A 13,211-nucleotide genomic window follows, 5' to 3' on the forward strand; every position below is an offset into this window, starting at 1 on the left:
TTACGATTTTTAAAGCACAAGACTATCTATGCTCAACATTAGTTTTTTCTATAGTGTAATCGCTTGAGATTTCCTTTAATGCGTTGACCAGTGTGTCAATCTCCGCTTTAGTCGTCATATGGCTGAAAGAGATACGTAATGGGGTACAGTGATCCATTTCATCCTCAGAAAGCACCATCATCATCACCATTGAAGGCTTTGATGCTCCTGATGAACATGCACTTCCCTGAGAAATTGCAATTCCTTTCATATCCAGCTGAAGTCCTATCAATGGATTTTTATAAGGCAGTAATGCGCTTAAAACTGTATAAAGGCTATTTTCCTTTTCTGCACTTCTTCCATTGAATTTAATTCCTTCAATTTCGGCAGAAAGTCTTTCAATTGCATAATCCTTGATATCCTGCATATGACGGGTGTATTCCTCCATATGATTCAGAGAAAGTTCTAATGCTTTTCCTAATCCTACGATACCACAAACATTTTCAGTTCCCGCTCTAAGGCTTCTTTCCTGAGGTCCTCCGGTAATAATTCCTTTTAAACCTGTTGCTTTTCTGATAAATGCAAATCCAGCTCCTTTCGGACCATGAAACTTGTGGGCACTACACGATGCAAAGTCCACAGGGATATCAGAGAAGTCAAGGTTCATATGAGCCATTGTCTGCACGGTATCTGAGTGGAAAAGTGTCTGATACTGTTTGCAAAGCTGGGCAACCTGTTTAAGGTTAATGATATTTCCGATTTCGTTGTTGGCATGCATTAAGCTTACCAGTGTTTTTTTATCTGAAGCTTTTAAAAGTTCTTCTAATTTAGCAAGATCAATATCTCCTTTTTCATTCGGACGGATGTAGTTTACCTCTACTCCTTTTCTGTTTTTCATATCCAGAATACTTTCAGAAACGCATTTATGTTCCAGAGGAGAACTGATGATTCTTTCTACCCCAAGGTGTTCTACCGAGGACTTGATGATCATATTATTTGATTCCGTACCACAGGAAGTGAAAATGATTTCAGCAGGAGTTACATGAAGATAGTCTGCAACCTGTCTTCTTACATTTTCAATAAGGATTTTTGCTTCCTGGCCAAAGCTGTGCGTTGAAGAGGGGTTTCCGAAATTCATCTTCATTGTGCCCACCATTGCATCTATAACTTCTTCTGCAAGCGGAGTGGTTGCGGCATTATCTAAATATACTTTATCCATTGTTATTTTGAATATTTTAATTCTACGGAGTTAAACTGATAATCTGCGGGAACAGTAAAAATAAACCACGGGTTTGAAATTACCTGAATTTCCATTCCACCGGAAGGCTCTCCGGCAGGAACTTCTACATACAGAATCTTATTTTTCACAGATATATTTTTAATTTCTTCAATTTTGTGACTTCCAGATCTGAAGGTTCCCAAATTGTATACAACAACTTTTTTATTTTTCGGAAATTGTGGATATTTAATATAAGATTCTTTTCCCGGTTCTGAAATACCAAAACTTCCGCTGATAATATTACGAAAATCCTTTTCGTCTTCAATGATCTTAAAGCCGGGAGCATCGGTTCCTCCCTGATTTTCAGAAACGAGGAGCTCCGTACTTTGCTGCATAACAGAAGACTTCTGAGATGAAGTGCTGGCACAGCCCATAAAGAGTACTGCACATGCAATGATCAGGCTTTTCATTTTTTACAATTTTATCTCCCAAAATTAGTGAAAAAATTGGTAATGTCCCTCATTTGCCCATTTCAACATTGGCCGATCTCCGGAAGTATCACCAAATGCAATAATTTTATCGTACTTGGAATCGTTAATTTCCTCTTTGATTCTTATCAATTTTTCCTTTCCGTTACAATTTTTTCCTACAAAGTTTCCGGTGAAAATACCGTTTTTAAACTCTGCCCGCGTAGAAACAAGCTCCATTTTCAGTTCTTCGGCGAATGGTTTTACCCAGATGTCCAATGAAGCGGTTACTAATAAACTCTGTGTATTATTCCTATCGATATTTTTTATAAAATCCAATGCATTCTCCCTTACTATTTTAGGGTAGTGCTGTTCAAAAAACTGTTTAGACTTCTGTTCAATTTTCTCCTGGGTCTGTCCTCTTAAAATAGAACCGATAAAGCTTTTTTTCACTTTTTCCGTTTCAGCCAGTTTTAGCTTCAACAGGATAAAAAGAGGTACGTGTCTCAAAAATTGTATACGGTATTTTGTTGAATCGTAAAATTTAAGATACATAAACATGGTATCTTTATACGTAATGGTTCCGTCAAAATCAAAACAATACAATTTTTTCATTTTTTAAAGCTTTAATTTTTTGAATATAAACTCAGGAATATTCCTGATAATCATCATAATAATACTCCAAACCGGCAAAACATATGCCACATTCCTACCCTTTTTGAAGGCTTTATAAATACAGGAAGCTGCCTGTTTTGGCGTTGCTGTCAGTTTCGGATTTAAAGGCAGGCCTTCTGTCATTTTGGTTGCCATAAACCCTGGTTTTATCGTAAGAACGTGCACTTTTTTATCAAAAAGATAATTTCTCAAACCGCTCAGATAAGCCGTAAAAGCTGCTTTTGCACTTCCATAGATAAAGTTACTCTGTCTTCCCCGGTCTCCTGCCACTGATGAAAGCCCGATAATCGTGCCGGATCTTCTGCTTTCAAACTTTTGGGCAAAATAATTCATTAAAGGAACCAGTTTTGAATAATTGATATCAATGATACGTTCTGTATTTCTGTTATCATATAATCCTTCTTCTGTTCCTTCACCCAAATATCCTACGGCACAAAATAATACATTTGAATTGATATTATCAAATCTATTGTAATCAATTTCTTTTGTCAGATCCAGCTCAATAACTTCCGCCTGCTGCAGAAACTTTACATCAAGATGTCTTGCAAAACGCTCTGTAGTTTCTTTATTTGAGGTAAAAAGATAGATTTTTTCAAACTTTTCTCCTTCCTGAAGTGCTTTTTCCACAAAAGCCTGTGCTACTTCAGATGTACTTCCCAGAACTATCATTACGAATTGTTATTTATGATTCTTTTGTGCTGTAAAGACACAAATTTAGGATTTTGAATATTTTTCAGGTAGTTGGTAAGCGATGATCTGCTCATGCTGTCTTTGGTAAGATAAATTCTTCCTCCAAACTCCTGAACAATAGCATCCAACTGATCTACCAGTTTTTTCAGTTTTGAATTGACTTTAAAATCCAGCGCCAATGTATACCCTTCCACAGGGAATGAGTTGTAAGCCTGAGGATTATTTTTTCCAAAAAGTTTTAAAACTGCTAAGAATGATCCGTTTCCGCTTTTGGCGATCGTTTCAAGGATTCTTTTCATTCCTTCTTTTCCAGTTTCTTTAGGAATGACCATCTGATACTGTATAAAACCGGACTTCCCATAGATCTTATTCCAATCTGTGATCGCATCCAAAGGATAGAAAAACGTTTCATAATCGATAAAGTTTTTCACTTCTTTTTTAGACTGCTTTTTATAGTATAACCAATTGAAAATTTTTACGGTAAGGGCATTCAGTACAAATCCCGGAAAATAAAAAGGAACTGTAGGAGAAAATTTCTTCTTCAATCTCAATGGTGTTTTGGAAAAACTCTGGGGAAGTTCATGCTGAAAAGCATGTTCTCCTCTCATGAGAATACTTCTTCCGATATTTTTTCCTTTCTGAAGACAATCAATCCAGGCCACCGTGTAGGTCCAGTTTTCACTTTCATCGAACAGCTTAAAGATCTCATCCAGATTGTCTGCTTTGATACTTTCCTGACGAATGTATGCGGACTCTATATTTTTAAGTTTAAATTTTGCTGTGAGAATAATACCGGTAAGTCCCATTCCACCAATGGTAGCCCAGAACTTTTCTGTATTTTCCTCCCTGGAACAGGTAATGATCTCCCCTTTCTCATTCATGAGCTTGAATTCAAGCACATATTCTGAAAAACATCCTTCTGCATGATGATTTTTTCCATGAACATCGGATGCTATAGCACCTCCTACCGATACAAATTTTGTCCCGGGAGTAACGTATAGAAAATATCCCTGCGGAACCGCTATTTCCAGTACATCTGAAAGCAGCACTCCGGATTCACATTCTATGATCCCGTTCAGACGGTCAAAATTGATGAACTTATTTAATTTTTTTGTTGAAAATATAGCTTCTCCCAATGAAGCATCTCCATAACATCTCCCATTTCCTCTCGCTATGACTTCGTTGTGATTGAGTACAAATTCTTTTATTTTTCTGAAACTGTCCTCAGATCTCATTTCCTTCTCTACTATTGGGAAATTTCCCCAGTTGGTAACTTTCTGTATGAAATTCGGCTTCATTTCTTAAAATAAATTTGAATTAAAAATGCAACGACCCAAAGCAATAAAGTAGCCTGTATATAACGGTCTCTGTACACGATTTTTGTTGGAGATTCCGTTCTGTTGTAAACAAGGGTCTGCTGAAGATATCTTAACAATGCAAATACAACGAAAATCACGGTATAAAAAACTCTTTCATGAAATCTTTCCTGAACTTCCGGAGAGAGCGTAAACATCAGGTAGCAGACAATAGCCAGTGTGATAGAAATGGATAAAGCAATATCTGCAAACTGAACGTTATATCCATCCAGTGCTTTTCTCGTTTTTCCAGAAACCTGGGCATTGATAAGCTCGCCTCTTCTTTTTCCTATTGCCAGCACCAAAGCCAATACAAAGGTCAGCAGGATTGCCCATTGTGAAATACTGATTCCGGTAATATAACCTCCAGCCAGTACACGTAATACAAATCCTATGGCAATAATAAAAATATCAATAATAGGAACATGTTTAAGCCTGAAAGTATAGGCAAGATTCATCACCACATAAAACCCTATGATGATTGCGAACTTCCAAAGTAGTTCATGGAAATAAAGTTGTGTAAAAAATACAAGACCTATATCTGCAATGATAAGACCTATGAGAATTCCTATAGCTTTTGATTTTGAAATAGCTCCACTCGCCAAAGGTCTTCTTCTTTTCTCAGGGTGTTTTCTATCTGCTTCAATATCATTATAATCATTCAGGATATAGACCACACTTGCTGCAAGTGAAAATATGACAAATGCAAAAATGCTTTTGAGAAGCAGATCTATATTGGTAATATTACCTGAAAAGAAAAGAGGGACAAATACAAAAAAGTTTTTCACCCATTGCTCCACACGGAGCAGTTTTAAATATTTCTTCATTTATGTTATTTCAAATACAAAAATAATAAATTCAAAATTTCTAGCATAAAAATACAAAAAAAACCGCCGGGGCGGTCTTTTACGAAAATATTTATATATTAAATTAACTATTGCCCTTGTTTGGCATCGTTAATCATTTTTTCATTGGCAGTAATAGCAAACTCTACTCTTCTGTTTTTAGCTCTTCCTTCTTCAGTATCGTTGCTAGCTACTGGCATTGCTTCACCTTCACCTTTTGTAAACATTCTGTTTGATGCAATTCCTTTTCCTGATAAATAGGCTTTCACAGCATCTGCTCTTCTTTGAGAAAGTTTAAGGTTGTAAGCATCTGCACCTTTGCTGTCTGTGTGACCATAGATGTTGATGTTTGTATCCGGATTATTAGCCAGTACTTCAGCTAATTTATCAAGGTTGGTCTGTGCAACAGAAGTAAGGTTTGAAGAGTCGAAAGCAAAGTTAACAATACTTTCATTCATAGTTACCTTAATACCATCTCCTACTCTTTCTACCTGAGCACCTGGTAAAGTTTCTTTAATATCTTTTGCCTGCTTATCCATTTTGTTACCGATAACGTTACCAGCAACACCACCGATAATACCTCCCAATACTGCTCCGATAGCTCCGTTTCCTCCTTTACCTACATTATTCCCAAGGATACCTCCAAGTACTGCTCCGGAAGCTGCTCCTACGGCTGTACCTCTTTGTTGGTGATTTGAATTCTGAACCGCTTCACAGCTCGTCAATAATAATGCTGATGACAAGAAAAGGGCTCCTACGTATGTTTTTGTAAATTTCATTTTTTTTAATCTTTTATGTTGATAAATTATTTCATTCCGGTTCTCTGGAAGTTGTAAACTACTTTTACATTACCTCCTTCAAAAGGAACATCTTGCTCAAGTGAAAACTGATCTGTAGTCTGATTGATCATTGTAAGACTATAACCTGCTGTATTTTGTTTAGCTTTTGTACCTGAAGCAATTTTTTTAAACATAAACGTATTACCGCCTTTTACTTCAAATTTGATTGGCTGTGTAATTGCCGGGCAATCTCCACCACCGTTTAAAGTATACGCTCCTGTCCAGTTATTGGGAATCAATCTCCAGTGGCTTCCTACGAAGCACTGTGCGTCTGCACCTTCATCAAAAGGCTTAATTTTATAACCTTTATCATAATCTATGCTTACAATCTGCCAGTCTCCTTTCATTTTCAGGAAATCGGCTCTTTGATTTTGAGATGTAGCTGCTTTGTTAACAGAGGAACACGAAACTGCAAAAAGTGATGTTCCCAACATCCCTGCAAGTAGTAACTTTTTCATTTTGTTGTTTATTATTTTGTTACTATAAAGTTACAAAAAACCGTGCCAAAATTTAAAATAAAAAATAAAAAGTCCGAAAAAATTCGGACTCTTTATGGTTTCTCCTTAAACACAGGGAGATAAATTATTTTTTAACAGCCTTTTTTACGGATTTCGAAGGCTTGGTTGTGCCTGTAGTTTTTCCTTTATAAAAGTTGGTATAAGCATATTCTGCAGCTTTTTTCAGGTCGATAACTCCACCTGCCTGAGATTGGTCACCAAAACCATCGGCTGTACTCGGGTTGCTGCTTTTCACAAGGGCTTCGATAATCTGATAAGGTTTCAGATCCGGCATGTAAGCCAGTAAAACAGCTGCTCCTCCGGCTACAACAGGGGAAGCCATAGAGGTGCCCTGAAGGTATTTATATTCGTTTTTAGGAACGGTAGAATAGATTTCTTCTCCCGGAGCAAAAACGTTCACCATCTTTTTATTGTAATTGGAAAAATCTGCTCTCAGCGCATTATTTTTATTGGTACTTGCCCCTACCACAAGAACATTGCTTACAAATGGTTTCTCATCGGTAACATTTTTAAAGTTGGTAGGATATGCAAGATGTTCTGCGACATCTTCATTTTCGTTACCTGCAGCCTTCACTAAAAGAACGCCTTTATCTTCAGCATATTTGAAAGCATCCCAAACCACATTTTTACCTGGAGAAACAGGTTTTCCAAAGCTCATATTTAAAACTTTCGCACCATTATCTACAGCATATCTGATCGCATTGGCAACATCTTTATCTCTTTCATCACCATTAGGAACTGTTCTTACAGACATAATTTTAGCCACTTTGGAAGCCACTCCGTACTGAACTTCTTTTCCTTGCGGAAGTCCGGCAATAATACCTGCCACGTGAGTTCCATGTTCTGCATCAGGTCCTTCATAATGATTATTTCCATAGATTTTTTCAGAATAGTCATCATAGTTATCCCCTACAATTTCTTTTCTCGGATCATATGAAAGGTCATATTGTTTTGCTGCAGGAGCAAAATGATCGATGGCTTCTTTCATTTCCTCTTTCATCTTTTTTTCAAATTCAGCGGCTGATTTTCCTTTGAATTCCGGGCTTTGTGAAATCTGGCCTAAAAATTCCATTGCAATGGCATCTCTCTGATCTGTCGGAGCTTTGATCGCTGCAATAGTTTCAGCGGTTACAGGCTTACCTGCCAGCAGTTTTACCATATTAGGAATCAGCTCGTTCAGCATAGAATAAGTCTGAAAGTTTTGTTTTGCCTCGATACTCTTTTTATTGAACATATCTTTGGCTTTCATGTACATCTCAAACTCTTCCTTCATCTTAGCCTGGTTGGCTTTATTTTTTGTGGAATCATCTCCTTCGAAGACAGGTTTATATTTGGCAACTACTCTTGTCACCTCCATATTATCGATATCGATATCACCGTTTTTACCTCCTATAAAGTTCCATCCGTGTACGTCATCAATATACCCGTTTCCATCATCATCTTTACCGTTACCGGGAACCTCGTTTGGATTCGACCATAGGTTTTTTACCAATCCTGGATGATCTACCTGTACTCCACTGTCTAATACACCCACCACGACGGTTTTAGGCTTCAGACCTTTAGATTCCAGGTATTTATAAGCATTTGCTGTATTTACACCATATACTTTTGAAGTTGCAAAATCTTTGTGATACCATGTCATAAGATCTTTGTCTTCGTTTGGATCAATACTTTTAGCTTTAGATTCCTGTGCAAAAGAGAAACTAAAACCTGCAAAAAAAACTGCAGCTAATAATACCTTTTTCATATGTTGATATTTAATTTTTAAAGCGATATGCCAATCACCGTCATCATCTGTTTTATACTTTACCAACAGTGATTGTACTAATATTGTTGTTTTATATTTTTTATATATACCAATGATTCCGGGCCTTTATTACAAATAAGATCAAGAACCGACAGGTCTTCCAAAAATCCGAATTTATCAGAGAATGTCTGGTAATATTCTTCCATCTGAAATTCTGAAGGAAGTTTTGCCGAAAACTTTTCCCTGAAACTGATACTCTCCGGATTTTTGATATATTCTTTATTCAAAGAGTATGCCTTTTCTGTTTTAAGTATCTGTTGGATGACTTCTATCCCTTTAAGGTTAAAATCCAGCAGGAATTTTTCTTTAAGGTCAAATATTTTCCTGAACTTATCTTCATAATACTCAAAATAAGGAGAGCTTTGATATGCGGTCTTAATGGATTTCCAATGAAGCGTTCTCCAGTCTTCGCGGTAAGAAATTTCAACATCTTTGAATTCTCTTTTCCCGTTATGATTGATAGGAATTATTAATGATAATTTTCCGTTGGCACCATAAATATTGGCTCTGTTTCTATACGTCTGCTTCGGAAAGTTTTCAAACTGTTCAAATACAATTTCATTTTCAGGATTTAAAAACACTGAAAACCATGAGATTGGTGGCATATAAAATGCCGGTAATAATACATTCTTCATATTCATAATGCAAAAATGAAGTATTTTTCCAAATACTTCATTCTATTTTACGTTTAATTTTTTTTTATTAATTGTCTTCAGTTTTTTTCTTTCTGAATAATTTCATGAAATAATCCCATCCGAAGAACAAGATCAGGATCATTGCTGCAATCCACCAGTAAGAAGTTTTATTGGATTCTCCCGTATTGGTTGCTTTGAACATTCTTTCCCAACGGATTTTCTTAGGGGCCTGATACGTTGAGCTCGCATCCGGAAATACTCCCTGTACGCTCATCCATGTAAACATTGGTTTTCCAACAATATTTTCTTCCGGAACGAAACCAAAGAATCTTGCATCCAATGATGCATCCCTATTGTCCCCGATCATCATATAATAATCCTGCTGAATGGTATATTGATTCGCTTCTTTACCATTAATGAAGATCTTTCCATTCTTTTTCTCTAAGCTGTTGTGCTCGTATTCAGAAATGATCCACTGATACATTGGGAGTGTTTCCTGATTGATTGCCACCACATCTCCTTTTTTAGGAATTCTAACCGGGCCGTACCAATCCTGATTCCAAGGTTTGTTGATAGGGAAAATAGATTGTGTCGTATCAATTTTAGTTTTAGCTTCGTCTCTGTAATATACCGCAGCTTCTCCTTTTGGCGAAATCTCTTCCTTCATATCAATAACGTGAGGAAGCTCTTTAATTTCTTTGGCAGTTTTATCCGTTAAACCCTGGAATCCATAAAGGAAACCTCCGTTATCCTGCTGTACTTCCTGAACCGGTAAAAATCCGTACGCTTTGTATAAAGTAGGAATATCCAATTGCGCATCCGTCGTTACAATATATCTGTGCTGTACTTCCTGATCTCCTAAAACTACTTCCGGCTTCCCATTTACGAAAAGTCTTCCGGCTCTCATTTCAAAAGTATCACCTGCTGTAGCTACACATCTTTTTACGTAAGGATCTTTTCTGTCAATAGCAGTATGGACGGAATCCTGAGGATAGTTGAAAACTACCACATCATTTTTCTGTGGTTTGTTGAATTGTAAGATTCTTGTGTAAGGAAGTTTCACTGCATCTACGTAAGATTTTGGATCATCTTTCGGGTTTCCTTTCTGTCCTGTATCCATAATAGTTCCCTGAAGGAAAGGAATCGCCACAGGACGCATTGGCATTCTGTATCCGTAGCTCCATTTGTTTACAAAAAGGAAGTCACCTACCAATAATGTTCTTTCCATAGATCCTGTAGGAATCCCGAAAGGCTGTGTTACAAAAACATGGATAATAGTGGCAAAAACTACCGCAAAGGTAATGGAACCAATGAATGTATCTTTCTTTTTATCGTTTTTCTCTTCTTCTGTAAGAAACAGGTCGTTTGCATTTTCATCTTCTAACTCTACATCTTTAGAATAGTTGATTACCGCCATATAAATAAACGGCAGAATCACGGTAAGAATCTGATCTTTGAAAAGTGTTTTCCCAAACTTTTTCACTAAATAAAGGTGGAAAACCGACATCATAATGGGTCCTACTATCGGAAGATAAGACATGATTGCCCACCATTTCGGATGTTTTGTTTCTTTGAGAATAATGAAATAGTTGTAGAAAGGGATAAAAGCAAATAAAGGGCTATAGCCCATTTTTTTGAACAGTTTCCAAGATGAAATCCCCATCAGTACGGATAGTATGAGGACATATACTGTATAAGTTAAAAAATAATTCATAAATTTTTGTGCCTATTCTTAAGATATAAATAATAAAAATGATGAGTAATAAATGATAAAAGCAGTCCGCTGTTTACAATTCACTATTCATCATTTTCTGCTTATTGGTCTGCAATTTACAGAATTTGTTACAAATTAAAGCCCCAAAACGTCTTTCATTGCGAAGTTTCCTTTTTTATCTTTAATCCACTCAGCAGCTACTACCGCTCCCAGTGCAAAACCGTTTCTGTTGAAAGCGGTATGCTTGATCTCGATTTCGTCCACTTCACTTCTGTAATACACGCTGTGTGTTCCCGGAACTTCGTCTTCACGTACCGCAAAAATTCCAAGCTGCTTCCCTTCTGTTTCTTCCAGTTTCCAGGCATCGAATTTCGGATTGTTCTGAATGATTCCCTCAGCGATAGAAATTGCAGTCCCACTTGGAGCATCTTTTTTATGGATGTGATGAATTTCTTCCAGCTGGCAAGAGTATTCATCTACGTTTTTCATCAGGTCTGCCAACTTTTCGTTCAGAGCAAAGAATAAATTCACGCCTAAACTAAAGTTAGAACCATATAAGAAAGCAGTTCCATTATCTACTGCCAGTTTTTCAATTTCAGCTTTTTGATCAAGCCATCCTGTTGTTCCGCAGATCACGGGAATTTTATTTTCAAGGCAAGCTTTGATGTTTTCAAAAGCTACTTCCGGCAGTGAAAATTCAATCACAACATCCGGATTATTAAGATTCTCAGCAGTCGGGGTTTCTTTCAGACGGGCAACTACTTCATGACCTCTCTTCTGTGCGATCTCATCAATGATCTTACCCATTTTACCGTAACCAACTAATGCTATTTTCATATAATCTTATTTATTTTTAATGCTGCACTCAATCTTCAGACCTTCTGCAGATATGTTGTATTTTAAAATCTGTAACTTAAACTGAAACCAGTTTTTGGTGCGCTGTAGCCATACTGGTCCTGGATAACCGATGGTTTAAAAACCAGATCCGGATCATGACGGCTTTCATAAAGATGAGCGTCTACTACAGCATCTACAATATTCAGAATATAAATCAAACCTGTAATGGCAATGGCATAATCCCTTTGCCTCTTGGCTCTGTCCTGTGCATTACCCAACGCTCTTTTGTCCAGCCACGGATGGCTGTCCACAAACTCATTGGGAGTTCCGTTCAGCTTAGCCACATAATATTCACGGTATTTTTTGTATTGGTTATCATTCCATACAGCGATACCAACTCCGGCACCTACCGCTCCCCAGACAATAGGAATTTTCCAGTATTTTTTGTTATAAAACTGTCCTAATCCAGGTAAAACTGCAGAGTACAATCCTGCTCTGGTAGGATTAAGCTTTAAGGTTTTTGCTGTGGGACCGTTTGCTTTTTCAAGATCTTCAATGATTTTGGCTTCGGTCTTACCAGGCTTTACGACACGGGTTTCTTCTTTCGGAGGAGTCTGCATCCGAACGGTATCGATAGGTTTTACTTGTGAGTAAGCCAGTGCAGCGATACACAAGAAAAATGTGAAAAATATTTTCTTCATTTATTTAATATGGGATAAAATATATTCCAGCTCTTCTTCATTTTTGAAGTCCAGAACAATTTTACCTTTTTTACCATTTCCAGAAGCTTTGATCTCTACTTTCACGTCCAAGATATCAGCAATGGTCTTCTGGGCTTTTTTATAGTTATTGGAAAGCTCCACTTTTGCTTTTTTGGCAGCAGGAGACTTCGGGTTCTTCAATGCAGCAGCAGCCTGTTCAGCCTGACGAACGTTTAATTTTTCTTTGATAATAAGATCAAATAAAACCTGCTGATCTTCTTCACTTTCAAGACTGATAATCGCTCTTCCGTGTCCTGCAGAAATCTCACCGCTTCTGATAGCATTCTGAATATCCGGATTTAATCTTAACAGTCTGATAGAATTGGTAATTGTACTTCTGTCCTTTCCTATTCTCTGGCTCAGGTTTTCCTGAGTAAGACCTATTTCCTCCAAAAGCCTGTGATAAGTTAATGCAATTTCAATAGCATCAAGGTCTTCTCTCTGGATATTTTCAACAAGAGCCATTTCAAGAAGCTCCTGGTCATTGACTAAACGGATATAGGCAGGAATAGTCGTTAATCCGGCAATTTTAGTTGCCCTATAACGTCTTTCCCCGGAAATGATTTCAAACTTCTCCCCGTCTTTTCTCAAGGTAACCGGCTGGATTACGCCTAAGTTTTTAATAGACTGTGCAAGTTCGTTTAATGCTTTTTCATCAAAATAAGTTCTCGGCTGCGTTGGGTTCGGATAGATATCTTCAAGCGCAACTTCCACAATATTTCCCACAAACTTATCTGCTCCTTCATCAGTAGCGGAATTGATCGTTGCTTTGGATTCTGCACTTAAAATGGCGCCCAGGCCGCGTCCCATAGCTCTTTTTTTGTCCTTCATAGATATAATTGATAAATGATGTTTGAGAAGTGATGACCA

14 protein-coding genes are annotated in these 13,211 nt (G+C 37.2%); all 14 read right to left on the reverse strand.

The window, feature by feature from the left end; translation table 11 throughout:
• Positions 1–22: 22 nt before the first annotated feature.
• On the reverse strand, positions 23–1,198 hold the full coding sequence (locus tag AB1278_RS18225) for a cysteine desulfurase family protein (RefSeq protein WP_429816213.1): 1,176 nt from the start codon (positions 1,196–1,198) through the stop codon (positions 23–25).
• Positions 1,199–1,200: 2 nt separating this feature from the next.
• Positions 1,201–1,668, reverse strand: a complete 468-nt coding sequence (locus tag AB1278_RS18230) for a hypothetical protein (RefSeq protein ID WP_202839763.1) — start codon at positions 1,666–1,668, stop codon at positions 1,201–1,203.
• A gap of 24 nt (positions 1,669–1,692) precedes the next feature.
• Positions 1,693–2,280 carry an HAD family hydrolase gene (locus AB1278_RS18235; RefSeq protein WP_202839765.1) on the reverse strand — a complete coding sequence of 196 codons (588 nt, stop codon included), beginning with the start codon at positions 2,278–2,280 and terminating at the stop codon, positions 1,693–1,695.
• Positions 2,281–2,283: 3 nt separating this feature from the next.
• Positions 2,284–3,009, reverse strand: coding sequence for an SDR family NAD(P)-dependent oxidoreductase (locus tag AB1278_RS18240; protein WP_411414358.1), 726 nt, complete (start codon positions 3,007–3,009; stop codon positions 2,284–2,286).
• Positions 3,009–4,328, reverse strand: a complete 1,320-nt coding sequence (locus AB1278_RS18245; protein ID WP_110010773.1) for an FAD-binding oxidoreductase — start codon at positions 4,326–4,328, stop codon at positions 3,009–3,011. The genes AB1278_RS18240 and AB1278_RS18245 overlap by 1 nt, the downstream gene beginning before the upstream one ends.
• On the reverse strand, positions 4,325–5,212 hold the full coding sequence (locus AB1278_RS18250) for a decaprenyl-phosphate phosphoribosyltransferase (RefSeq protein ID WP_411414357.1): 888 nt from the start codon (positions 5,210–5,212) through the stop codon (positions 4,325–4,327). Before AB1278_RS18250 ends, AB1278_RS18245 begins: the two co-directional genes overlap by 4 nt.
• Before the next feature lie 107 nt (positions 5,213–5,319).
• Positions 5,320–6,009 (reverse strand): OmpA family protein, encoded by a 690-nt coding sequence (locus AB1278_RS18255; protein ID WP_110010775.1) that lies wholly within the window; start codon positions 6,007–6,009, stop codon positions 5,320–5,322.
• Positions 6,010–6,035: 26 nt separating this feature from the next.
• Positions 6,036–6,527 (reverse strand): lipocalin family protein, encoded by a 492-nt coding sequence (locus AB1278_RS18260; RefSeq protein ID WP_076596761.1) that lies wholly within the window; start codon positions 6,525–6,527, stop codon positions 6,036–6,038.
• Between the two features lie 124 nt (positions 6,528–6,651).
• On the reverse strand, positions 6,652–8,334 hold the full coding sequence (locus AB1278_RS18265) for a S8 family serine peptidase (RefSeq protein WP_411414356.1): 1,683 nt from the start codon (positions 8,332–8,334) through the stop codon (positions 6,652–6,654).
• A 77-nt stretch (positions 8,335–8,411) separates the two neighbouring features.
• Positions 8,412–9,035, reverse strand: a complete 624-nt coding sequence (locus AB1278_RS18270) for a WbqC family protein (protein WP_411414355.1) — start codon at positions 9,033–9,035, stop codon at positions 8,412–8,414.
• A 61-nt stretch (positions 9,036–9,096) separates the two neighbouring features.
• Complete coding sequence (lepB, locus tag AB1278_RS18275; protein ID WP_202839777.1) at positions 9,097–10,743, reverse strand: signal peptidase I; 1,647 nt, start codon at positions 10,741–10,743, stop codon at positions 9,097–9,099.
• Positions 10,744–10,878: 135 nt separating this feature from the next.
• Positions 10,879–11,580 carry a 4-hydroxy-tetrahydrodipicolinate reductase gene (dapB, locus tag AB1278_RS18280; RefSeq protein WP_114821411.1) on the reverse strand — a complete coding sequence of 234 codons (702 nt, stop codon included), beginning with the start codon at positions 11,578–11,580 and terminating at the stop codon, positions 10,879–10,881.
• 62 nt (positions 11,581–11,642) lie between these two features.
• Positions 11,643–12,281 (reverse strand): DUF5683 domain-containing protein, encoded by a 639-nt coding sequence (locus AB1278_RS18285; RefSeq protein WP_202839779.1) that lies wholly within the window; start codon positions 12,279–12,281, stop codon positions 11,643–11,645.
• Entirely contained in the window at positions 12,282–13,172 is an 891-nt protein-coding gene (locus AB1278_RS18290) for a ParB/RepB/Spo0J family partition protein (protein WP_202839781.1), read from the reverse strand.
• Positions 13,173–13,211 lie beyond the last annotated feature (39 nt).

This window comes from Chryseobacterium sp. NRRL B-14798 (assembly GCF_050470705.1).
Classification (GTDB): Bacteria; Bacteroidota; Bacteroidia; order Flavobacteriales; family Weeksellaceae; genus Chryseobacterium; species Chryseobacterium cupriresistens.

Bases quoted from the DNA above. Each gene is read 5' to 3' on its own strand.
- AB1278_RS18225 (WP_429816213.1), bottom strand. From the start codon at position 1,198: ATGGATAAAGTATATTTAGATAATGCCGCAACCACTCCGCTTGCAGAA.
- AB1278_RS18230 (WP_202839763.1), bottom strand. From the start codon at position 1,668: ATGAAAAGCCTGATCATTGCATGTGCAGTACTCTTTATGGGCTGTGCC.
- AB1278_RS18235 (WP_202839765.1), bottom strand. From the start codon at position 2,280: ATGAAAAAATTGTATTGTTTTGATTTTGACGGAACCATTACGTATAAA.
- AB1278_RS18240 (WP_411414358.1), bottom strand. From the start codon at position 3,009: ATGATAGTTCTGGGAAGTACATCTGAAGTAGCACAGGCTTTTGTGGAA.
- AB1278_RS18245 (WP_110010773.1), bottom strand. From the start codon at position 4,328: ATGAAGCCGAATTTCATACAGAAAGTTACCAACTGGGGAAATTTCCCA.
- AB1278_RS18250 (WP_411414357.1), bottom strand. From the start codon at position 5,212: ATGAAGAAATATTTAAAACTGCTCCGTGTGGAGCAATGGGTGAAAAAC.
- AB1278_RS18255 (WP_110010775.1), bottom strand. From the start codon at position 6,009: ATGAAATTTACAAAAACATACGTAGGAGCCCTTTTCTTGTCATCAGCA.
- AB1278_RS18260 (WP_076596761.1), bottom strand. From the start codon at position 6,527: ATGAAAAAGTTACTACTTGCAGGGATGTTGGGAACATCACTTTTTGCA.
- AB1278_RS18265 (WP_411414356.1), bottom strand. From the start codon at position 8,334: ATGAAAAAGGTATTATTAGCTGCAGTTTTTTTTGCAGGTTTTAGTTTC.
- AB1278_RS18270 (WP_411414355.1), bottom strand. From the start codon at position 9,035: ATGAATATGAAGAATGTATTATTACCGGCATTTTATATGCCACCAATC.
- lepB (WP_202839777.1), bottom strand. From the start codon at position 10,743: ATGAATTATTTTTTAACTTATACAGTATATGTCCTCATACTATCCGTA.
- dapB (WP_114821411.1), bottom strand. From the start codon at position 11,580: ATGAAAATAGCATTAGTTGGTTACGGTAAAATGGGTAAGATCATTGAT.
- AB1278_RS18285 (WP_202839779.1), bottom strand. From the start codon at position 12,281: ATGAAGAAAATATTTTTCACATTTTTCTTGTGTATCGCTGCACTGGCT.
- AB1278_RS18290 (WP_202839781.1), bottom strand. From the start codon at position 13,172: ATGAAGGACAAAAAAAGAGCTATGGGACGCGGCCTGGGCGCCATTTTA.